This window comes from Cryomorphaceae bacterium, assembly GCA_017798125.1.
In the GTDB taxonomy this organism is placed as follows: Bacteria; Bacteroidota; Bacteroidia; order Flavobacteriales; family ECT2AJA-044; genus ECT2AJA-044.
Window position 1 is genome coordinate 813,850 of the sequence record CP059070.1, and the last position, 22,911, is coordinate 836,760.

11 protein-coding genes are annotated in these 22,911 nt (G+C 50.0%); 7 read left to right on the forward strand and 4 right to left on the reverse strand.

The annotated features are described in order from the left end of the window. Positions 1-82 precede the first annotated feature (82 nt). On the forward strand, positions 83-1,927 hold the full coding sequence (locus HZ996_03540; GenBank protein ID QTN39995.1) for a CocE/NonD family hydrolase: 1,845 nt from the start codon (positions 83-85) through the stop codon (positions 1,925-1,927). Here the strand turns inward: HZ996_03540 and HZ996_03545 are convergent. Beyond that, the gene (locus HZ996_03545; GenBank protein QTN38250.1) at positions 1,924-2,619 is read right to left on the reverse strand and encodes a response regulator transcription factor; all 696 of its coding nucleotides are present in this window, start codon (positions 2,617-2,619) and stop codon (positions 1,924-1,926) included. The two genes, HZ996_03540 and HZ996_03545, sit on opposite strands and share 4 nt — an antisense overlap. Continuing rightward, positions 2,616-3,893 carry a HAMP domain-containing histidine kinase gene (locus HZ996_03550; GenBank protein QTN38251.1) on the reverse strand — a complete coding sequence of 426 codons (1,278 nt, stop codon included), beginning with the start codon at positions 3,891-3,893 and terminating at the stop codon, positions 2,616-2,618. The genes HZ996_03545 and HZ996_03550 overlap by 4 nt, the downstream gene beginning before the upstream one ends. Before the next feature lie 130 nt (positions 3,894-4,023). Here HZ996_03550 and HZ996_03555 point away from each other — a divergent pair, with 130 nt between their 5' ends. The 3 genes from HZ996_03555 to HZ996_03565 all read left to right on the forward strand — a co-directional run bounded on the left by HZ996_03555 (position 4,024) and on the right by HZ996_03565 (position 5,383). Next, positions 4,024-4,449: a DUF1573 domain-containing protein gene (locus HZ996_03555; protein ID QTN38252.1), complete on the forward strand. Its 426-nt coding sequence runs from the start codon at positions 4,024-4,026 to the stop codon at positions 4,447-4,449. 203 nt (positions 4,450-4,652) lie between these two features. Next, on the forward strand, positions 4,653-4,937 hold the full coding sequence (locus HZ996_03560) for an N-acetyltransferase (GenBank protein ID QTN38253.1): 285 nt from the start codon (positions 4,653-4,655) through the stop codon (positions 4,935-4,937). A gap of 2 nt (positions 4,938-4,939) precedes the next feature. Next, the gene (locus HZ996_03565; GenBank protein ID QTN38254.1) at positions 4,940-5,383 is read left to right on the forward strand and encodes a heme-binding domain-containing protein; all 444 of its coding nucleotides are present in this window, start codon (positions 4,940-4,942) and stop codon (positions 5,381-5,383) included. Position 5,384: 1 nt separating this feature from the next. On the opposite strand, the gene HZ996_03570 is transcribed toward HZ996_03565, so the two are convergent. Continuing rightward, positions 5,385-6,359 (reverse strand): OmpA family protein, encoded by a 975-nt coding sequence (locus HZ996_03570; protein QTN38255.1) that lies wholly within the window; start codon positions 6,357-6,359, stop codon positions 5,385-5,387. 95 nt (positions 6,360-6,454) lie between these two features. Between HZ996_03570 and HZ996_03575 the strand changes: the two genes are divergently transcribed. Continuing rightward, the gene (locus tag HZ996_03575) at positions 6,455-9,859 is read left to right on the forward strand and encodes a hypothetical protein (protein QTN38256.1); all 3,405 of its coding nucleotides are present in this window, start codon (positions 6,455-6,457) and stop codon (positions 9,857-9,859) included. Positions 9,860-9,948: 89 nt separating this feature from the next. On the opposite strand, the gene HZ996_03580 is transcribed toward HZ996_03575, so the two are convergent. Then, positions 9,949-10,851 carry a hypothetical protein gene (locus HZ996_03580; GenBank protein ID QTN38257.1) on the reverse strand — a complete coding sequence of 301 codons (903 nt, stop codon included), beginning with the start codon at positions 10,849-10,851 and terminating at the stop codon, positions 9,949-9,951. Between the two features lie 88 nt (positions 10,852-10,939). Between HZ996_03580 and HZ996_03585 the strand changes: the two genes are divergently transcribed. Both HZ996_03585 and HZ996_03590 read left to right on the forward strand, forming a co-directional pair. Further along, complete coding sequence (locus HZ996_03585; GenBank protein ID QTN38258.1) at positions 10,940-11,638, forward strand: ComF family protein; 699 nt, start codon at positions 10,940-10,942, stop codon at positions 11,636-11,638. Positions 11,639-11,758: 120 nt separating this feature from the next. Beyond that, complete coding sequence (locus HZ996_03590) at positions 11,759-22,828, forward strand: HYR domain-containing protein (protein QTN38259.1); 11,070 nt, start codon at positions 11,759-11,761, stop codon at positions 22,826-22,828. The last annotated feature ends 83 nt before the right edge of the window (positions 22,829-22,911 follow it).

The following is a 22,911-nucleotide window of genomic DNA, read 5'->3' on the forward strand; positions in this document are numbered from 1 at the left end:
ACGAAGCCCCATGTTGAAAAAACTACTGACAGGGGTCGCTTTTGCGGCCCTTTTTTTTGCCTGTACTGGCCCTAACGGGCCGATGGAGGAAGATGCCCAATCAAACGATACCGTCGCCGAGTTGAGCATCGAGGAGCGTCTCGAAGCCGACTACACCAAGCACGAATACCGCATCCCGATGCGCGATGGCATCGAGCTCTACACCGTGGTGTACTACCCGGTGGACAGCAGCCGCAGCTACCCCATCTTGATGCAGCGAACACCCTACAGCTGCAAACCCTACGGACCAGATCAAACAGTGGCCATTACGCGCAACAAATACCTCATGGATGACGGGTATATCTTCGTTCGTCAAGACGTTCGCGGCCGATGGATGTCTGATGGCGAATGGGACAACATGCGCCCCTTCCTCGCAGATACCGCCGGTGGTGGAATAGACGAGGGGACCGACACCTACGACACGGTGGACTGGCTGATCAAAAACCTGGAAGGGCACAACAGCCGAGTCGGTGTATATGGCATCTCTTACCCTGGCTTTTATGCCGCGGCGGCTTCGGTCCGCGCGCATCTGGCCGTGAAGGCCGTTTCCCCGCAAGCACCGGTGAGCGATTTTTACTTCGACGATTTTCACCACCGCGGGGCCTATACCTTGTTGTACTGGCCCATCAACCCGGTATTCGGTTTTCAGAGCGACACGACCAGCACGAGCTGGTACACGGATAAGTTCCCGGATCCTGACAATCAGGACCCCTACCAGTTCTACATGGATCACTCAACCTATGCGGAGCGTGAGGCCTTCAAACCTGAGGGCGACTTCTTTTGGGAGCAGATCAAAAGCCACCCGAACTACGATGAATTTTGGCAAGCTCGAAGCATTCTACCGCACCTTCAAGACAATCACGTAGCGGTTTTGACCGTAGGCGGATTGTTTGATGCGGAGGACCTGTACGGGCCCTTCAACATCTATCGTACCCTAGAAAACTTGCGCGGAGATGAGGGTCAAGCCAACTCCATCATTATGGGGCCATGGAGTCATGGCGATTGGTCTCGCGATAAAGAGCATCAAGTCGTGGGCGATATGTACTTCGGCTCAAATTTGAGCGACGGATTTAAAGCCACAATGGAGGCCCCATTTTTCCGTAAGCACCTCCATGAAGAAGGAGATTTCGAGCCAGCGGAGGCGCTGATTTACAATACGGGCACCTGCCGCTGGGACACCTTTGCCACCTGGCCACCTACAGACGCTGTAGCCGAGACGTTCTGGCTGGCTCCGAACGGCGTGCTTTCCAATCAAAAAGGCGAGCTGCCCACGGAGAACAGTTTCATCAGCGACCCGGCCAAACCGGTTCCTTACCGCGCCGCAGCAGACCTGTCCTGGCGTTTTACGCCCCGTCCTTATATGTGCGAGGACCAGCGCTTCGCCGCTCGCCGTCAAGACGTGCTGGTGTATGAGAGCCTACGGCTCGATGAAGACCTAACCCTCTCTGGCGAACTCTTGGCCGAACTCTTTGTCTCTACGACACAAAGTGACGCGGACTGGGTGGTCAAATTGATCGATGTTTTCCCGGGGGATTCCGCCAACCACGAACACACGCCGGAAGGCAGCAGCTTGGCCAACCACCACATGATGGTCCGTTCTGAAATCATGAGGGGCCGGTATCGAAATAGCTTTGAAAACCCGGAGCCCATGACACCGAATAGAATCACGGAGATCCAGCTGCCCTTACAAGGAGTGAACCACACCTTCAAGAAGGGACACAAGATCCAGGTCCAGATTCAGAGTACGTGGTTCCCGCTCTTTGATCGGAACCCACAGCGATATGTGGAAAACATATTTGAGGCGGAAAGAGAAGATTACGTCAAAGCAAAGCATACCGTCTATCAAGGCGGTGCTCAGGCTTCCCGTATCCAGGTGATGCGTCGTTAAACTTTGAAGACAAAGCCTACGCCGTGCACGTTGTCGATCTTCACGGCTTTTTCGGGCTTGAGGTATTTACGCAATCGCGAGATGAAGACATCGAGGGAACGCCCCAAGAAGTAATCGTCATCGCCCCAAATCTTCAATAAGATCTCATCGCGCTTGAGGACCTTGTTGGTGTTGGTGCAGAAGTAGTGCAGAAGTTGAGCTTCTTTCTGGGTCAGCTTTTGTTTCTCAGCCCCATCGGTCAAGGTGTACGTTTCGTAGTCGAAGTGAAAACGACCCAAGGTAAATTGCTTTTGATCGGCTTCAGTTGGCTCGTTGTACTTACTGCGGCGCAGGAAGATTTCAATCTTCAAGATGAGCTCTTCAATGCTAAAGGGCTTGGTCAGGTAATCATCTGCACCGGTTCGCAATCCGGCCAGACGATCTTCCTTCATGCTCTTGGCCGTTAAGAAAATGATCGGAATGTCTTCATTGACCTTGCGAATTTGCTCTGCCAGGGCAAAACCATCCATTTTCGGCATCATCACATCCAGCAAGCAAAGGTCGTATCCGCCTTTTTGGAAGCACTCCAAACCCGCCTCCCCGTCGGGGCAATGCGTGACTTGAAAGCCGTGCTTTTCCAAGTTGTCCTTGGTCACAAAGCTGAGGTTGATGTCATCTTCTACGTAGAGAATGTGTGCGCCGGAGTAGCTCATAGGTTTGATTTGGCGTGGGGAATCAGCAAGGTAAATTCACTGCCAACTCCTTCAGTGCTTTCGCAATTCAGTTTCCATTTATGGGCCGATGCAATGTTCTTCACATAGTGCAGCCCAAGTCCAAACCCTTTCACGTCATGTACATTACCGGTCGGGACCCGATAAAATTTATGGAAAATCTTGTTCAGCTGATCAGGCGCCATTCCAATGCCCGTATCCTTGATGGACACCCGGAGTAGTTTGTCGTCATCAGAAGTCCGAACACAAATGTCCACCTGGTCCTTGCTGTACTTCACGGCGTTATCCAACAGGTTCCAAACGACGTTGATGAAATGCGTTCGATCAGCCTCAATAAACCGGCGCGTAGCTCGGAGATCGGACGTAATCTTGGCATCCGTCCCGTAACTCTTGAGATTTATTTTGTGGACAGCAGTTTCCAAAACTTCGTGAACGTCTAACCACTCCTTGCGCAGGCTCAGCTCTTCCTTTTCACTCTTGGCGACCTGAAGGACTTTTTCCACCTGAGTATTCAGACGCTGCGCTTCATCGGCAATGATGTTCGCATAGCTCTTCAGGCGCTCCGGCTCATCCTTGATCTCATCTTCACTGAGTACACGGCTCGATATAGCAATCGTACTGATCGGTGTCTTAAACTCGTGGGTCATGTTGTTGATGAAGTCCCGCTGAACTTCACTCAATCGACGCTGGCGTAGAATGATGAAAATGGAATAGCTGAAGAAGATGGTAGCAATAAAGACGAGCAGGGTGGTAAAGGTCCAAGGCCCCAAGCTCGCGCGCAGGTACTGATTCTTGGTGGGGAAGCGAACCCCGAAATAATACAAGTACTCTTTGGACTTCGGCATGTCTACCGTTGCGACGGGCTGCTCTTCGGCGACACTTCCTTCCGGTTTGCACGCCACCATTTGATCCGAGGCACAGTCGTAAATCGCGTACTCAAATTCGATTTCAATATGCTGATAGTCCAGCTCCTTGCTCAAGTAATACTCTAGGACCTCTTCGTTGATGAAGTCTTGTACGTTCACTACAAAGTAATCCTGACCCATCTGGCGGACCGGATTCTCGCGGTTGGGCACATGCCCGTTGTATTCCGCCAATTGGTGCGAAACAATGGTCAGCGCCTCGTTCACCTTTTGATTGAATTCACGCTCCTCAAAGGCATAAGCCTTCTGCACCCAATAGACTTGAGCGGAGATGATTCCGATGATCGAAAGCGCTCCCAAGAGCACCACCATTTGTATCTGACGACTTTTCACGACGCTAAAATAAGGTCTTCTGCGGCCTTTTGTTTAGGGCTTAACAGGGCATTAACAATTATTAGGACCTCATTAACAGCGCTCTACGGCGGGTCCCAATACTTTTGACTCGAACTCTAAACATAAAAACATGAAGAAGTTTTCACTCTTACTCCTAACGTTGACCTTTGGCCTAATGGCCATGTCTTTTGCGCCTCACGGCGCGATGAGCAATGTGCTCGGCCTTTCTGGTGCTTCACTCAAAGCTGAAGATGGCCCTATGAATTGGGAACGCACCTCGCATGATTTTGGCGTCATCGAACAAGACGCGCCAGTTTCCTACGACTTTGTCTTTACCAATGAATCGGGTCAAGCCATGATCATCACCAAAGTAAAGCCCAGCTGTGGTTGTACAGCCACTAATTATCCAGAAGCACCGATTCAACCCGGAGAATCTGCGAGCATTACCTGTACGTATAACGCCAAGGCCATGGGCAAGTTTCGCAAATCCATCGTAGTAAACACCAATGTGAACTACGGAGAAGCGGTACTCTACATTTCGGGCGAAGTGAAATAATTATTTGTAATAGTATTGCTATTATAAAAGTATTGTTATACTTTTACACCAGAATCTTCAACTACAATTAGTTGTTTCCTCTCTTCCGGCTTACTCATGGCCGACAACTACACAAGAAGATTCACTCATGAGTACTACTAGGTTTGGTTGAAAAAGTCCTCGGATAGCTCAGTTCCGGGGACTTTCTTTTTTACATTCGACTCATGGAATTAAAGAATGAATTCGACGGTCGAAAAGGCGCCTACTACTTCGATCAAGACGGTCAGCGTATGGGAGAATCCACCTATACCATGGCCGGACCAGACAAGCTGATCATCGACCACACCGAGGTGGATGACAGTTTGCAAGGCACAGGGAAGGCGGCACAATTGGTCCAAGCCATTGTTGACCACGCTCGAGAAAACCAATTGAAAATCATGCCCTTGTGCCCCTTTGCTCGACTGATGTTCGACAAGAAAGGGGAGGAGTGGGCAGATGTGCGCTTCTGATTATGACTCGAAAGAAAGTACTTCTTCTCATCGTCCTAGTCTTACTAGGCATTCAAGCAATCCGCCCCAATCGGGCCGTTCCTGAGATCGATCCATCGCAAGATTTTATCGCTATTTATCCCGGCGAACCAGAAATAGAACAGCTCTTTAAGGATGCCTGCTACGATTGTCATTCGCACGAAACCACCTATCCCTGGTATTCGGAAATAGCACCCGTGAGTTGGATTGTTCAGGATCACGTTAACCACGGAAAAGAGCACCTCAACTTTAACGAATGGGGCCTGCGCGGAAAGGCAAAACGCTCCCATGCCCTGGAGGAAATGGTGGAAGAGACACTCGAGTTGGAGATGCCGCTGAAGTCCTACGCCAATATGCACCCAGAAGCACAACTGACGGCCGAACAGCGGAAACAGCTGGCCGCATGGTGGAAAAGCCTGAGGCCTTAAATTACTCGTTGATTAAATCGAGCAGTGCCTGATAGTCTGGAATCAAGATGATTTCGATGCGACGGTTCTTCGCTTTACCTCCATCCGCGGCATTGTCCGCGACGGGTAGGTATTCGGAACGACCCGCTGCAGTAACCCGCGTTGGATCGACACCGTCGTTCGCGGTTAAGATCTTCACCACACTAGTTGCGCGCATCACACTCAGATCCCAGTTGTCCTTAATGACCTGACCACCGTAGTACTGATCGTCATCGGTATGCCCTTCGATCAAGATGTTAATCTCTGGGTTTTCGGCCAATACACCAGAGAGCTGATCCAAGGCTTTGGTTCCTTCTGAGCCCACGTCCCACTTTCCAGACTGGAACAACAAGCTGTTGTCCAAGGTCACGTAGATACGGCCGTCTTTCTCTTCGACATTTACACCTTTGCCCTTGAATCCGAGCAAGGCATCGGCGACACTTTTACGCAGGGCCTCTGTTGCACTGTCTTTTTCGGTGAGCATGCGCTGGAGCTCATTCACTTTGGCTTCACGTGCGACCAAGGCGGTCGAAATACTGTCCATTTCTTCAGAACGCAGACGAAGGCTGTCCTCTTTTCCTTGGAGTTTGGCCTCCAAGACTTGCATCTCTTCGAGCAAACGGCGGTTCTCTTCGGCATTGCGCGCGATGAGGGAGTTGTTGTTTTCAATCAGCAGCTCATAGCTGTCGTTGAGCTCCTCGTAACTGCGCTTTAAGGCGCGAAGCTGCTTGCCTTTTGAGGTTGTATCCGCCACCAAACCCTTGGTAGACTTGGCCAATCGATCGCGCTCGGCTTCAATTTCTTTCAGGGTCATGGAAAGTTCCGAGTTCTCCGTTTTCAGGCGAGACAATTCCTCTTGACTCTGGTCGTAGTTCGCTTGAAGCTCCTCAAATTTTTTGATCGGAACGCATCCGGCCGTGAGGCCGAAAACCAATAAAAACAACGCAATCTTCTTCATAGTACCCTATTTTGCGGCTAAGATACGCGATGCGAAGGGCCGATTTTCAGGCTTTGACTTAACAAAACCCACAATCCATCGTTAATAAACCGCCCATGAAGGTCGCACGCACCCTGTTCTTGCTGTTGCTCCCCGCATTTGCGGTGGCACAGGTCGCGGATCCGGACCAGCGGTTGCTGACGATTCCGTGGCCCAGCGACACCCTGGTGCTGGACTCCACGTCGATTGCGCCGCAGTCTTTGCGCCTCACGGCGCGATGGGGCCCTCTCAACCCCCAGGACTACCATTTCGACTTCCGAACCCGACAGCTCTGGGTCGCTCCCTTGGACACCGGCCAACTCACCATCGCTTACACCGCTTTGCCTTACGATTACGGAGCCCCCGTTTCCCGAAAAGACACCTCCCTACTCAACATCCGGATGTTGGACAATCGCCCACCCGGCTATTATGAAGTGGGATCTGAGCAAATCGACTTTGAGCCTTTTGAAGGCCTGGACAAAAACGGATCCATCAGCCGCGGTGTCACCGTGGGAAACCGCCAAGACCTCGTATTGAATTCGAGCCTTGATCTGCAGCTCAGCGGGCGCTTGAACGAGAACACCTATATCCGTGCGTCCATCACCGACGATAATGTGCCTATCCAGGCCGACGGATATACCCAGCAGCTGCGGGAATTTGACCGGGCGTACATCGAGCTCGAAAACGACCAGTTAGGGAAGATCATTGCCGGCGATTATGAAGTCACGGCCGAACGCTTTCGCTTCATGCCTTGGTACAAGAAACTGAGCGGGGCCACCTTTCAACGGCGCGATGCCGAAAGCGGACTCGAGGTACGCGCTTCGGCCGCCCTCTCCCGAGGGCAGTTTGCTCGAAACAACTTCTTCGGTATCGAAGGAAACCAAGGGCCCTATAAATTGACCGGAGCCAACAACGAGCAGTTCATCATCATCGTTTCGGGTTCTGAGCGCGTTTTCATCGATGGGCAACTCATGACCCGCGGTCAAAACCACGACTACGTTATCGACTACAATGCCGGTGAGATCACTTTTACGGCCCTGCAGCAGATCACGAATGTGAAGCGGATCGTCGTGGAATTTCAGTATACGGACCAGAGCTATGCGCGATCCCTGCTCGAAGGCGAGGTCGCCCAAACCAAGGGCACTTGGCAGTGGGCGCTCGGGGTTTACTCCGAACAGGATGCTCGGAACCAAAACCTGCAACAGGACCTATCCGATGAGGACAAACGTTATTTATCCACCATCGGGGATAGTCTCGAGGCTGCCGTCATTCCTGCGATTGACAGTGTGGGGTATACGGAAGGTGAAATTCTATACGCCCTTCGAGACTCCCTTGGATTTGACAGCGTCTTGGTCTACTCTACCAACCCATCTGAGGCCTATTACCGGGCTTCCTTCAGCAACGTTGGCGTTGGAAACGGAGACTACATCTTGAGTGATGCCGCAGTTAACGGTCGCGTTTTTCAGTGGGTCCCGCCTGTGGGGGGTGTTCCGCAAGGGGAGTACGCACCCGTGCGCACCATCATCACACCGCGCCAACTTCAAATCGCCTCGGGAGGTCTTTCCTTCAATCAAGACGGACTGCGTGTTGGGGCTCAGACTTCGGTTTCTCGATACGACCCCAACACCTTCAGTGAGCTCGACAGTGACGACGATGTCGGCCTCGCGGTAAATGTCTTTGCAGATAAAAAATGGCAGACCGGCTGGGAGGCTGGCGTTGACTACGAATATGTACAGGACCGCTACCAGCCCGTTCAGCGGTTTCGAAGTGTTGAATTTCAGCGGGACTGGAACCTCACAGACACCTTGACACCAGGCGATCAGCATTTCATCACGGCGCGTGCCGGATACCGGAAGCAAAATGTCGGAGGAATTCAATACGCTGTGCAGTACTTAGCCAATGGACCGGAGTACGGAGCCTTGCGCAACAACTTATTGGGAGACGTCAATCACCGCGGAACTTTGGCCTCTGTTCAAGCCTCTTGGTTGGAGTCTTATGTGGGCGGCGCTCGCCAGCGTTTCATTCGTCAAAAAACCCAGTTCAGGCAGTATTGGAAGTGGCTCAAATTTGGGATGCGGGGCGAAAGTGAATTCAACGAAAAGCAGAGCAACGGTACCGATTCCCTTCAATCGGGCAGCTATCGATTTGACCAGTGGGAGTTCTTCATTGGAAACAACGATTCCCTTAAAAACGGACTGGAATTCACCTATTTGAATCGAACAGATTACGCTCCGAGCCCTCAAGACTTGGACCCCTCCACCATTGCCAATGCGCTCACCTTGGACGGGCGCTTGCGCATCGCTCGAAGCGGGAATTTGAAGGCCGGATTTACCTTTCGCGATTTGGAGAACTTGAACGACACCGTAAATCCCGAGGACCGGACCCTCACGGGTCGATTACAGTACCGACAGCGACTCTTCCGCAACGCCATTAACTTGACCACCTTCTACGAAAGTGGTTCTGGTCAGGAGGCGCGTCGGGAATTCACCTACGTGGAGGTTGCGGCCGGTCAGGGGCTTTACGCGTGGGTCGATTACAACGGTGACGGGATTCAACAGCTCGATGAATTTGAGATTGCTCAATTCCCCAGCGATGCCCGGTATATCCGAGTCTTTCAGCAGTCGAATGAATACGTTCGCACCAACTTTAACAAGTTCTCTCAGGTCATCATCCTCAACCCCGGAGCCGTATGGGGACGCACGACCGACATCCGAAAAGTCTTGAGCAAATTCTCGGTACAAGTCACCTACAATACCGAACGAAAAAGCCAAAGAGGTGATCTCGCCTCGAGCCTCAATCCCTTCAGCCGAATCACCTTTGATTCGACCTTGATAGCCTTGAACCAAGGTTGGCGGAATACCCTCTTTTTCCAACGGAGCGAGGCGAGCTTTGGTGCCGATTACACCTTTGTTCAAAACCAGGGTCGAAACCTGGTCAGCTACGGATTCGAATCGCAGCGCAATTTGGAGCATCAAATCCAGTGGCGCTGGATGTTCTTGGAAAACTGGATCTGGAACAGTCAAGTCGGGACCCGGGAGCGGGCCAATGGTTCGGAGGGATTCGATGCTAGGAGTTATGATTTGGATGAGCAGCGCACGGAGCAAACCATCACTTTTCAACCGGGACGTACCTGGAAACTCAGTTTCATTGTGGGATATCGAGCCTCTCTCAACAACAGTGAACTAGGGGAGGAGCTAGATGCCCTAAACACAGGGGTTGAATTCAACTACAACGTGGCCTCCAAGGCCCTTATCACCGCCCGAGTAAACCTCATTCGCAATACGTATTCGGCGGCTGCCAATACACCAGTGGCTTATGCCATGCTCGAGGGTTTGCAGCCCGGTCAAAACGCGACCTGGAATGCAACGCTCCAGAGCAATATTGCCAAGCATTTACAGCTGAACATTCTGTACGACGGGCGCGTAAGTGAAGGCGTTCCAGCAGCACATACCGGGAGTGTTCAGCTCAAAGCGTTCTTCTAATACACCTTTTCAGAGCAAAGAATTTCGCACAAAAGAAAACCCCGCAACAACAAGTGCTGCGAGGTTTCAAAACCAGGTAAATCGGTTCCTTAGAACAAGCCTCCTTCCAAAGTGAATTGGCTTGTTCCAATCAATTCATTCTCTGCGTATACTTCGACGTCGTAGGTTCCTTCAACCCATTCTTGACCTTCCATACGGTCTAGGTACATGCAGACGTCCATTGCTTCGTTGTCGTAAATCACTGTTTGCTTTTCACTGCAAACGATTTGCTGTCCGTTGTAGCTCACTGCGTACTCGGCCATACTCTTTCCGATCAACATTCCTTCTGGGTCCGTCACGCGCAAGTAGATGACTTTCTCACCGGATTTAGCGATCTCATTCTTCGCCAAAACAAAGCACGTTTTGATTCGATCTGTCTTGCGAGCTTTAGATACTTCTTTCTCTTCGCCGCTGCCTTTTTCCTTGATACCACCAGAGATGATTTCAACGGCATTAAGCACTTGACCACGAGCTACACGATCTTCCAACTGAGATTTCTCAGCACTTAAAGTGTTGGTCAGCTCTTTTTCTTCGGTCAACTCCTCTTCAATCGCTGCCTTCTCGGTAGCGAGTTGCTCGTTGACAATGATCAAAGAGTCCGCACGAGCCAAGAGAACAGCTTTCTCTTTTTTCAAGGTGTAGACTTCGTTGCGGTAACGCGTTAAGCGCGCAACATCGGCTTGGAGCGTTGCAACAGAATCGCGAAGTGCAATGATGCGTGCTCGCTCAGCGACCAATTCTTCATTGGCACTGTCGTTTTCCAAGATCAACGCTTCGTATTGAGCAGCTAATTCGTCGAGATCCACGATCAACGCGTTCTTCTCCTCCGTCAAATCGGTCACCTCCGTATCGTTGTTCTGCTTTTGAATGTAGAGCCCCGCGACGGCTGCTACCAACGCAATCAACAGCACAATGATAATGATGCGGTTGTTGCGGTTCGATGAATCAGACATAATCCTTTTTTTGGTTAAATTCGTTAACTGACTGATGGCGACAAAGATACAGTGTCCTTGGAACTCTGCAATGAATAATGTTTCAAGTATGCGTACACCACGTTTCATCCGCAATTCCGTGCAGGCATTGAGTTTCCTGCTTTTACCCGAACATTGTCTACACTGCAATTCCGAGCTGTACCATGGCGAACGCCACCTTTGTGGTCGTTGCCGAACTCTACTGGCCTACACGGATCACCACCGTTTGTACCGGCATGAACTGCTTCGAATCTTCGATGGCCGAATGCCTATAGAGGCGGCTATTGCGCTCTGGTATTTTGATGGTGAAGGCCCAACCAGGCCTTTGATGCACGCCATCAAATACAAGGGCACCCTCTCGGCTGCACACCACTTTGGGGCAGAGCTCGGGAGCCGATTGCATGCAAGTGGCTTTCAAGCTGATGCCCTTTGCCCCATTCCGCTTCATCCTTCGAGACAGCGTCGTCGCGGGTTCAATCAAGCCGAGGTCATCGCCGAAGGAATCTCGGCTAGTTCGGGGATACCTGTTTGGAAAGGGCTGAAGCGCGTTCGAAAAACAAAGACCCAAACCAAGATGGACGCCTGGACCCGGAAAGGTAATGTGGAGGACGTTTTTGCGCTGAAAAAATCGCCTGATGGCATACCGAAGAAGATTTGGCTGGTGGATGATGTCGTGACCACCGGAAGCACGATTGAAAGTGCAGCGTCCGTCATCGCGCCGTTGGCGCAAATCGGCGTTTTGGCCCTCGCTTGGGCGGAGAAGGCCTAGAGTAAGCGGTCATTCACAACACGGAACATGACGTTCACAACATTTAGGGCTTTCAATATCTAAGACGCCCGTTTTTAGGACTATCTTCTCAGTCTCTTACATTTTACAAGTCTTCTTGTCATGAAACATCTTTACAAAGCGATTTTAATCGCAACAGCAGCGCTATTACCTTTCCTGAGTAATGGCCAGGACATAAATTGGTCGTTTGATACAGACGGAAACGGAAGCAACGCTCAAGCGACTAGTTCGAACTCCGCTGGAGTAGTGGCCACCTATACAGCCTCTGGCCAGGTCCTTGTATCGGGAGTTTTTGGGACAGGGGCAGATCCACACGTATTTGCACAGAGTCCGAGTACATCATCAGTTACCATTAGCTTTTCTCAGGCTGTTGATTTGACCTCTATCCAAGCGGGAGAGTTTTCTTCAACCAAGACATGGACGGCTACTCCGACTGGAGGAAGTAATTCAGCCGTTTCTTTTTCAGTTGGAACAAGCCCCTCGACAAAAACCCTGAATTGGACCGGGATTACTTCGTTCACTCTAAGCACATCAGGAGGATCGAATTTTGCCATTGATGACTTCGTCATTCCCATAAGCTGTAACGATCCTGACGTTCCGGTCATTACTGCGACTCCCAGTACCGTTTGTCCAGGCTCTTCATCTACCCTCAGTTGGACGGGAAGTTTGAATAGTGCTTTAAACTGGGTTGTTTATTCAGGGTCTTGCGGCGGAACTCAGGTAGGTTCTACGACGAACAACTCATTGCAAGTAACTCCGTCATCAACTACGACCTATTACATTCGGGGAGAAGGAGATTGTGTGACACCAGGGTCATGCGGCCAAGCCACGGTGACCGTTACAACCACTTCTAGCCCTTCGTTTACCGCATTAGCTGATTTGTGTGTTGATGCCGGCGTTCAGACTGGGCAAGGAGGAGGAACACCTACAGGAGGCGTATACTCTGGGACTGGGGTAACGGATGATGGGAATGGAACGACCTACTCATTTGACCCTGCAACTGCTGGAGTAGGAACACATCAAATCACATACACGATTACCTCATCGGGGTGCCCTGTTTCGGCTTCCGATGATGTTGTAGTGGGTTGCGGACCCATCGCCACTCCATCAAATTTGATGTTTGTAGCAAATGATGGAACGAACACGAACCTCTATGGCTACAATGCTACAACTGGACGTGTGGTTCCGGTAGCCATCCCAAACCCAGGGAGCACTGGAATCGCGCGAAGGTTTGATATTTTCGAGTATAACAACAAGGTCTATTGCGCTTATTTCGATGAGGATTTTGTAACACAAATAGGGGCTTACGACGGTCGAGACGTAGACTTTTTTGGAAGCATATCGACAAATTTCGACCCTGAAACTCGAGAGTTTGTCGTGTACAATGGTGATGTGTACTTCACCTACGAACCTTCCGGTGACCCACGACACGTCTATAAGCTCGATTTGACTACAGAAACGATTACGGATCTGACCAGCGCGACTCTGAACAGAGCAGGGATGGATGGCTTAGTGGTGTACAATGACGGAACGGGTGATAAGCTGTATTTCGCCGGCCGGGCAGGCAGCAGTGGCGCCACAGATCTCTACATGTGGGATGGAACAACATTATCAGCTGCGCCAAATTTCAGTCTTTATGAGCCAGGCAGAATGGCTGTATATAATGGATATATCTATATGTCCGCCAGTACTAGTTCAACGCTGTATTACAATGACACAGAGCTATATCGATACAATGGCTCGGGAACTTCCTTGGTTCACGCCTTTGCAGACTTGTCAGGAACTGCTGCGACAGACCCGGACCCAAGAGATTTTATAACCTTTGATAGTAAGCTCTTTTTTGTTGGAGGAGCAGGGTTTAACCCCGGTCAGTATCGCCTCTACTCCGTGAATAGTTCCAATACTGTGACCCAGGAGTACAGTCCTACCTCTGGCTATGCGCCGCAGGATTTAATGGTGGTCGGCTCAAACCTATATTTTGGTTTGAACACTGCGTCATACCCTAGCCAAACCTATCACTTCTTCAGGTATAATAGTGCTGGAAACGCCACTAATGTCACTACCGGAGCGACAAACTGGAACACCTCTCGATTTAGAAATGCGAATGCATTCGGTGACGGAATAGCGTATCAGCAAGACAGAGGTAATGGAGACGAGCCACAATTTTTGAATTTGACGACCAGTACAGCTGCTGAGTTGGCGGATATTAATTCGGGAACCGGGGATGCACTTCAGAACAATACAATTAATGTATTCTACGTCACGCTCAATCAAAATACGGCTCCTGTTGTCGATGTAGGAAACGACCTTTCCATTTTAGCATCGACGGCGAGTGCGACAGTGGTCAACAGCTCGTTAAATGTATACGAGCTGGATGATAGCCAAATCGACTCAGCTGAGGTGAGTTTTAGTTCAGGCTTTCAGGCAGGAGATGTACTAAGTGCGACGGCTTCAGGCGGAATCTCCGTGTCGTATAACTCAACTACGGGAGTATTGTCCCTTTCAGGTAGCGCTTCCCCGAGCGCCTACCAAACAGTACTTAGAACTGTAGCTTTTGACCCTACGACTACTGCCGGAACGCGCGAACTGCTTTTCACGGCGACGGATGGGTCGGGAAATACGAGCACTGTTGTTCACCCAACTGGAAAGGCTCGTTACAAAGTCATTTCTGGAACGGTTACAACCCTAGATTTTGCATCGCAACCCACAGGTGTTCCGACAAGTGGAACTTATGTTGGAAGCTTTTCATTGTCGAACGCGAACCTTGGGACTGTTGACTTTAAGACCACCGATAACGGTCTTAGTACGGCGTTTGCAAGCCTAGCCTTGTCTTTTGAAACGGACAGTTTCGGCTTTCAATATGATAATACCGGAGGGCGAATAGAAGTTCATCAAGTTGAAGAGGACCCCTACGAGCATCCGGAATACATGGCATTGAAGTTTGCGAACGATGCGGAATTTGTGGCCTTCGATGCTGCGGATGATGCTTTCTCCTTTTATGATAGATATACGATTACAGGATTCAATGACGGGGTGCAAGTAGCGCAGGAAACGATCATAGGAGCGTCTTCAGCAACGACCTATATAGTTTCAGCAAGCGGTTTTGCGAGTGTTGATGAGATTCGGATTAAAGGGAGCGATTCTTTTGGTGGTTTGTACGCAGGCTGGGGGTCATTCTTGGACAACTTTATATTCGTACAAGCGGCGTGCTCCGATCCAGATGTTCCAACGGTTACATTTTCGCCAAGTACGGTTTGTGTTGGTGCAACGGCGACGCTCAATATCAGCGGGAGCTTGAATGATGCTACGGCCTGGCATGTGTATACGGGATCCTGCGGGGGAACCTCAGTAGGATCGACAACAGGATCGACCATTACCGTTTCTCCGGGGACTCCTAGTACTACCTATTATGTTCGTGGTGAGGGAGGGTGTGTGACCGCTGGGAGTTGTGGGTCTGTGACTATTACACCAACGGCTGTAGATGATGCATCATTTAGCTACAGCGCTTCCAATTATTGTGTGGATGCTTCAGATCCCACACCGACCATTACGGGAACTACCGGGGGTACTTTTAGCAGCACTTCAGGCCTTTCTTTGAATACGAGTTCAGGGGCGATTGATGTATCTGCCTCTACGGCTGGAACGTATTCTGTTACTTACACTACAGCGGGAAGTTGCCCTGCAAATTCGACTGTTTCGGTCACCATTACCGCGTTAGACAACGCTGCATTTAGCTACGGATCATCCAGTTATTGCAAGGATGCATCGGATCCTTCGCCGACCATAACGGGTGTAACCGGGGGAACGTTTAGCAGCACTGTAGGATTATCCATTGCCTCCAATGGTACCATTGATGTATCTGCGTCTACGGCAGGGACCTATACGGTGACCTACACCACCGCAGGAACATGCCCGAACAGCTCGACAGCTTCGGTAACCATCAACAACCTGGACGACGCGTCCTTTTCATACGGGTCAACCAGTTACTGTGTGGACGCCTCTGATCCAACACCTACCATTTCAGGACTGACTGGAGGATCTTTTAGCAGTACTGTCGGACTATCATTGAGCTCTAGTACAGGAGCGATTGACGTCTCCGCTTCGACTCCTGGAACGTATACTGTGACCTATACTACAGCCGGAACGTGTCCGAACAGCTCAAATACATCCGTGACAATAAATGCTCTAGATGACGCATCCTTTAGTTACGGACAATCGGAGTATTGTTCTACTGGTTCTGACCCTACTCCAACGATTACCGGACTGACCGGTGGAACCTTTAGCAGTGGCGTCGGGCTTTCGATTGCCTCTGGTTCGGGAGCGATTGACCTTTCAGCGTCTACGCCGGGTACTTATACGGTTACTTATACGACAAGTGGTACCTGTCCCAACTCCAGCTCCACAACAGTTACCGTTGCGGATGATGTTACAGCGGTTTGTCAAGCCGTAACACTTCAATTAAATGCATCCGGTTCTGCGACACTGACTACAGGGGCAGTGGATAACGGAAGTTCTGCAACTTGCGGAATCGCTAGTTACACGCTAAGTCAAACCGCATTTTCCTGCTCAGATCTTGGCGGAAATGAGGTTACGCTCACGGTTACATCGAACTCTGGAAGAACAGCATCTTGCTCAACAACGATCACCGTAGTGGACAACATCAGTCCGACCGCAATCTGTCGGAACGTGACCGTCCAGTTAGATGCCAATGGAAATGGAAGTATAACGACAGCTGATGTGAATAACGGGAGTACGGATAACTGTACGATTGCGAGCTATGCATTGAGCGAGACTTCGTTTACGTGTAGTGATTTAGGTTCGAATACCGTAACACTTTCTGTAACGGACAACAGTGGAAATGTGGGCACATGTATGACTACGGTGACGGTAGTGGACAACATCAGTCCAACGGCTCTATGTCAGAATGTAACCGTCCAGTTAGATGCCGATGGAAATGGAAGCATAACGACAGCTGATGTAAACAACGGGAGTACGGATAACTGTACGATTACGGGTTATGCATTGAGCGAGACTTCGTTTACGTGTAGTGACTTAGGCTCGAATACCGTAACCTTGACGGTGACGGATCAAAGCGGGAACTACAGCACATGTATGACTACAGTGACGGTGGTGGACGACATTAGCCCAACCGCAATCTGTCAGGCTGTAACGGTTTGGTTGGATGCAAGCGGAAATGGAAGCATATCAGTGACGGATGTAAATGATGGAAGTACTGATAATTGCTCGATCACGGGCTATTCCCTAAGCCAAACGAGCTTTACGTGCAGTAATCTGGGTTCCAATACGGTAACCTTGACGGTGACGGATCAAAGTGGCAACTACAGCACCTGTATGACTACAGTGACGGTAGTGGACAACATCAGTCCAACCGCAATCTGCCAGAACGTAACGGTTCAGTTGGACGCCAATGGAAATGGAAGCATAACGACAGCTGATGTGAATAACGGAAGTACAGATAACTGTACGATTGCGAGCTATGCATTGAGCGAGACTTCGTTTACGTGTAGTGATTTAGGTTCGAATACCGTAACACTTTCTGTAACGGACAACAGTGGAAATGTGGGCACATGTATGACTACGGTGACGGTAGTGGACAACATCAGTCCAACGGCTCTATGTCAGAATGTAACCGTCCAGTTGGATGCCAATGGAAATGGAAGTATAACGACTGCTGATGTGAATAACGGGAGTACGGATAACTGTACGATTGCGGGCTATGCATTGAGCGAAACTTCGTTTACGTGTAGTGATTTAGGCTCGAATACCGTAACACTTTCTGTAACGGACAACAGTGGAAATGTGGGCACGTGTATGACCACAATTACTGTAGTGGATAACATCAGTCCAACGGCGATTTGCCAGAACATAACCGTCCAATTAGATGCAACTGGAAATGTCTCAATAACCGGAGGACAAATTGACGATGGAAGCAGTGACAACTGCACAATTTCCAGCTTGACTGCTTCACCGAATAGTTTTACTTGTTCGGATATAGGCGCCAATACGGTGACTCTGACGGTAACCGATCAAAGCGGAAATTCGAGCACGTGCACAGCAACGGTTACAGTTGAGGATAATATAGCTCCGAATGCACAGTGTCAAGACTTCACGGACCTTCTTCCATTTGGTGGTACTTACATTTTGAGTCCTGCAAGTATTGACAATGGAAGTTCGGATGCTTGTGGAATAGCGAGTTATACGATTAGCCAGACTACTTTTAATGCTACCCATTTGGGTGCGAATACCGTTTACTTGACCGTTACGGACAATAATGGGAATAGCAGTGTTTGTTCTTCTACATTTACCTTGACCTCTAGCCCGCCGGACATAATTTGTCAGGACATCACTGTTCAGTTGGATGCTACTGGAGCAGCTTCTATAACACCAAATATGGTGGATAACGGATCAAGTAGCCCGTATGGAGTTCCTTTATTGATGACAGTGGCACCCTATAATTTTAGTTGTCAAAATATTGGAGCCAACACGGTAACACTAACGGCTACGGATTCGTATGGCCAATCGGCAACATGCACAGCGACGGTTACGGTCGTGGATCAAGTGGCCCCCCAGGTGACTTGCCAAGACGTGAGCATTGTGCTTGACGCGAGCGGCAGCGCATCTATATCAACCAGTGATGTTGTACAAAGCTCTACTGATGCTTGTGGCGCAGTCACACTGAGTTTGGACAAGTCTACATTTGATTGTACCAATGTTGGGTCGAATGTAGTGACGGTTACGGCAACTGATGTAAATGGAAATACATCCACATGTTCTGCAACCATAACAGTTTCGGACCAAACTGCTCCTACTGCATTGTGCAAGAATGTCACGATTCAATTGGACGCGACTGGTGCGGCTAGTCTTTCAACGAGTGATGTCGACAACGGGTCATCGGACGTGTGTACTGCCGTGACTTTGAGCTTGGATAAGACCAGCTTTGACTGCTCGGATATAGGCGTACAAACGGTGGTTATGACCGTTGTTGACGCCTACGGGAATACAAGCACCTGCAGCGCTCAAGTGAGCGTTGTTGATCATATCGCGCCGCAGGCGCAGTGTCAGAATGTTACGTTGCAATTGAATGGTTCTGGTCAAGCCAACCTTACTCCGTCCATGGTGAACGCTGGAAGCACGGATAACTGTTCTATTGCCAGTTACACCCTTAGTAAGACGAGCTTTGATTGTGGAGATTTGGGGACAAATATGGTAACGATGACCGTTACGGATGCGAGTGGAAATTCATCTACGTGTACTGCTACTATTACGGTTGAAGACCAAGTGGCGCCCGTCTTGAACTGCCAATCAGTTACGTATTCTCTGATCAATGGACAGGTGACTATAGATGTTAATGACTTCATCGTGAACGCTTCCGATAATTGCAGCAGTGTCTCGCTAAGTGCAAATCTGAGCACCTTTGATTGCACCCAATTGGGCACTTTCACGATTGATATTACCGGCGTTGACGCACAGGGAAATTCGACAACCTGTAGTCCAAGCGTGACCATCGTTGACAACGCATTGCCAACAGCGGTCTGTCAGAATGCAACACTCATTTTGGATAACAGTGGACAAGCTACGCTGAGTGCTATGGACATTGATGGAGGGAGCTCTGCATCTTGTGGAGGAACGCTCACCTACGCGTTGAGTCAGACCTCATTTGACTGTTCTCATTTAGGCGTTAATAGTGTTTCATTGACGGTTACGGATGGAAACGGAAATTCAGCGACCTGCACGGCACAAGTTACCGTCGTGGACAATACTCCCCCCGTTGCTATGTGTCAAGACATCAATGTCGTCTTGGATGCCTCAGGACAAGCGACGATTTTACCTTCGTCTGTAGATAATGGAAGTTCGGACGTATGTGGTGGAGTTACCTTAAGTCTAGATCAGACTCAGTTCACGTGTGTACATCTCGGTACTAATTCAGTGATTTTGACGGTCACTGATGGAAGTGGAAACTCTTCGACTTGTGGAGCAACGGTTACGGTATTGGATCAAACCCCTCCGGCGATTACCTGCTTGAACCCGACGGTCACGTTGAATGCAAGTGGAATAGTCACTATCCTGCCGAATCAAATGGCTAGTGCAACAGACCTCTGTGGGGCAGTGACACTAACAGCTTCAATTGCTTCATTTAATTGTTCTCACGCTGGAAGTACAGTGCCAGTGACCCTAACAGCTACCGATGCAAGCGGGAATGTAAGTACCTGTACTTCGAATGTAACGGTGGTCGACAACAATGTACCTTCAGTTACATGTAAGAATGTCACGGTCTCATTGGATGCTAATGGGAACGCCAGTATTTCGACATCAGACGTTGTGGCATCGAGCCTTGCACCTTGCGGGGTTGCTGGGGTGACGGTATCACAATCTCAGTTTGATTGTAGCGATCTTGGCGCCAATAGCGTAGTGATCACGGTTACCGGGAACAATGGGCAAACGGCAACATGTTCAGCTACGGTCACAGTGGTAGATAACATGGCACCGAATGTAACGTGTCAGAACGCCAATATTTATCTCGACGCGAATGGACAGCCCGTATTGACCGTCACGGATTTGGGATTGATTTTCTCAGACAATTGCGGTGTTACAGGGGCTAACTACGACATCAGTCAATTCGACTGTGACAATACAGGAGTACAAAGCTTGGCTATTGTAGTTTCGGATGCGAGCGGGAATACAACCACCTGTACATCTCAAGTGACTGTATTGGATACCGTAAGTCCGACAATCTCATGTCAAAACGTAAGTGTTCAACTTGATGCCAGCGGTCAAGCGACCCTGGCCTCTTCGGATGCTTTGGTGAGCGGAACGGATAACTGCCCAGGGACCACATACGCCTTGAGCAAATCGACGTTTGATTGTTCTGACTTGGGGACTCAACTGGTTACCTTGACCGCTACGGATGCCTCAGGGAATCAAAGCACATGTGATTTTGTAGTGACGGTCAGTGATCAAACTCCGCCATCCTTGGTGTGTAGCCCTACAACATTCAGCATAGGAACGGCGGGCATTGTAAATCTATCGTCTACGAGCGTGGTACAAAGCAGCACTGACAATTGTAGTGGAACAACAATCACTTTATCCCAAACCGCCTTTACGTGCTCAGACGTTGGATCCAACACCATAACGGTGACTGCAACGGATGCTAGTGGAAACTCTGTGAGTTGCACGACCACAGTGACTATTACAGACATGACGGGTCCGACCATTACATGCCCGAGCAATATCATAGCCAATAATGATCCGAATACCTGCGGGGCGGCGGTGACCTTCGCGGCTCCAGTTGCAGTCGACGGTTGTGGTACTGTTACCGTTACTCAAACGGATAATACGGGACTCTCTTCAGGAAGTACATTCCCGGTAGGAACGACTACTCTAAGCTTTAGTGCCCAGGATCCATCCGGAAATACGTCTACGTGTAGCTTTGATATTACGGTAGTAGATACTGAGGCTCCACAAGTCTCTTGCCCTGCAACGGTCAACGCAAATGCACAATTTGGCCAGAGTTCTACGGTCGTCAATTATACGACCCCAACAGCTGTAGATAATTGTGGAAATGTTACCGTGAACCAAACTGCTGGAATTCCGAGTGGAGGGGTATTCCCCGTCGGAATTACGGTCAACACGTTTGAATTTACCGATCAAGCGGGTAATATGGCTTCTTGTTCTGTAGATGTAATTGTTTCGGATGGTTGGGCGCCACAGGTCCAATGTCCAAATGATATAACAGCCAATGTAGACGCTGGTCAATGCGCGGCGACAGTTACTTTTAATGACCCTGTAGTCTTAACTCCAGGCACGACAACTACAACGCGTATAGACAACAATACTAATCTTGTGTCAGGTAGTCAATTCCCGCTTGGTACAACCTTGATTCAGTGGCAGATTGCACGTCCAAATGGTAGTTCTTCGTTCTGCTCCATGTCCATAACGGTTGCAGACAATGAAAATCCGATAATCAGTTGTCCTCAGAACATTTCTGTTTCGAATGACGCAGGGCAATGTGGGGCAATAGTCAACTATGCGGTTCCAACAGCCACGGATAACTGTACCAATGTATCGTTAACCCGTATCAGCGGCCCTGCCTCAGGAAGCGTGTTCCCGATAGGAACAACGGCGATTAGTTATCAAGCTACGGACGACGCGGGGAACACCAGCCAGTGCACGTTCACCGTGACGGTTTCGGATCAGGAAGCACCTGTTTTGAGCTGCCCATCGAACATCACCGTTTCCAGTACGGGAAGTTCATGTAATGCGATCGTGAGTTATCCCTTCCCAACGGCAACAGATAACTGCCCGGGTCAAGTGACCATTGCGCAAAGCGGGAATAGCTCCAGTGGTATTTATCCGGTCGGGACTACATCGATAACCTTCACTGCGACGGATGCAAGTGGAAACACGAGCACGTGTAGTTTTAGTATTACTGTGACGCCTTCAATCACGGTAAGTCTAGGGCCGGCGGTTACAGAATGCTCTGTGGCAACCTTAGTGCCACAGGCGCCATCCGGAGGAACGTATCAATGGAGCACAGGTTCTAACGCGAGTTTGCTTACAGTGACGCAGTCGGGCACCTATTCTGTGACGGTTACCTATCCGGGTGGATGTTCGGCCAGTGACGCCGTTTCAGTGACCATCACAGGGAATCCGAACGTCAGCATTAGCGGAATGCCACCGAATAATTTCTACTGCCTAGATCTTCCTGCGCTGACCCTGACGGGATCACCGGCAGGCGGAACCTTTAGCGGACCGGGAATGACGGGGAATTCGTTTGACCCAGCGGCGTCTGGAAGTGGAACCTTCACGATTTTCTACAATTATACGGATGCGAATGGATGTTCGGGTCAAGCGAGCGAGCAGATCACCGTGCTGCCTTGTGACGTGAGTTTGGAAGAGGAACACAGCTTCCAGGTTCAGATGTTCCCGAACCCGACATCGACAGAAGTCAAGTTGGAGTGGACGTCTTCGCGACCCGGCGAAGTGGACATCCTGGTGGTCAATACCCTTGGGCAGTTGATGTACGAGCAGGCGCAGCCTAGCGGAAGCAGTAGCGTCACGATACCGGTGCACCAGTGGGCGAACGGACAGTACACGGTCCTTATTCAACACGAATACGGAGTCGAACGCAAACGACTTGTGGTACAACACTAAGAGGAGAAGCCCCTGCATGTCGGGGGCTTTTTTTTATCGCGCCGTAGGCGCAGATCAGAACACAAACCCCGTCAAGAGCGGAA

Bases quoted from the DNA above. Each gene is read 5' to 3' on its own strand.
- HZ996_03540 (QTN39995.1), top strand. From the start codon at position 83: ATGGAGGAAGATGCCCAATCAAACGATACCGTCGCCGAGTTGAGCATC.
- HZ996_03545 (QTN38250.1), bottom strand. From the start codon at position 2,619: ATGAGCTACTCCGGCGCACACATTCTCTACGTAGAAGATGACATCAAC.
- HZ996_03555 (QTN38252.1), top strand. From the start codon at position 4,024: ATGAAGAAGTTTTCACTCTTACTCCTAACGTTGACCTTTGGCCTAATG.
- HZ996_03560 (QTN38253.1), top strand. From the start codon at position 4,653: ATGGAATTAAAGAATGAATTCGACGGTCGAAAAGGCGCCTACTACTTC.
- HZ996_03565 (QTN38254.1), top strand. From the start codon at position 4,940: ATGACTCGAAAGAAAGTACTTCTTCTCATCGTCCTAGTCTTACTAGGC.
- HZ996_03570 (QTN38255.1), bottom strand. From the start codon at position 6,359: ATGAAGAAGATTGCGTTGTTTTTATTGGTTTTCGGCCTCACGGCCGGA.
- HZ996_03575 (QTN38256.1), top strand. From the start codon at position 6,455: ATGAAGGTCGCACGCACCCTGTTCTTGCTGTTGCTCCCCGCATTTGCG.
- HZ996_03580 (QTN38257.1), bottom strand. From the start codon at position 10,851: ATGTCTGATTCATCGAACCGCAACAACCGCATCATTATCATTGTGCTG.
- HZ996_03585 (QTN38258.1), top strand. From the start codon at position 10,940: ATGCGTACACCACGTTTCATCCGCAATTCCGTGCAGGCATTGAGTTTC.
- HZ996_03590 (QTN38259.1), top strand. From the start codon at position 11,759: ATGAAACATCTTTACAAAGCGATTTTAATCGCAACAGCAGCGCTATTA.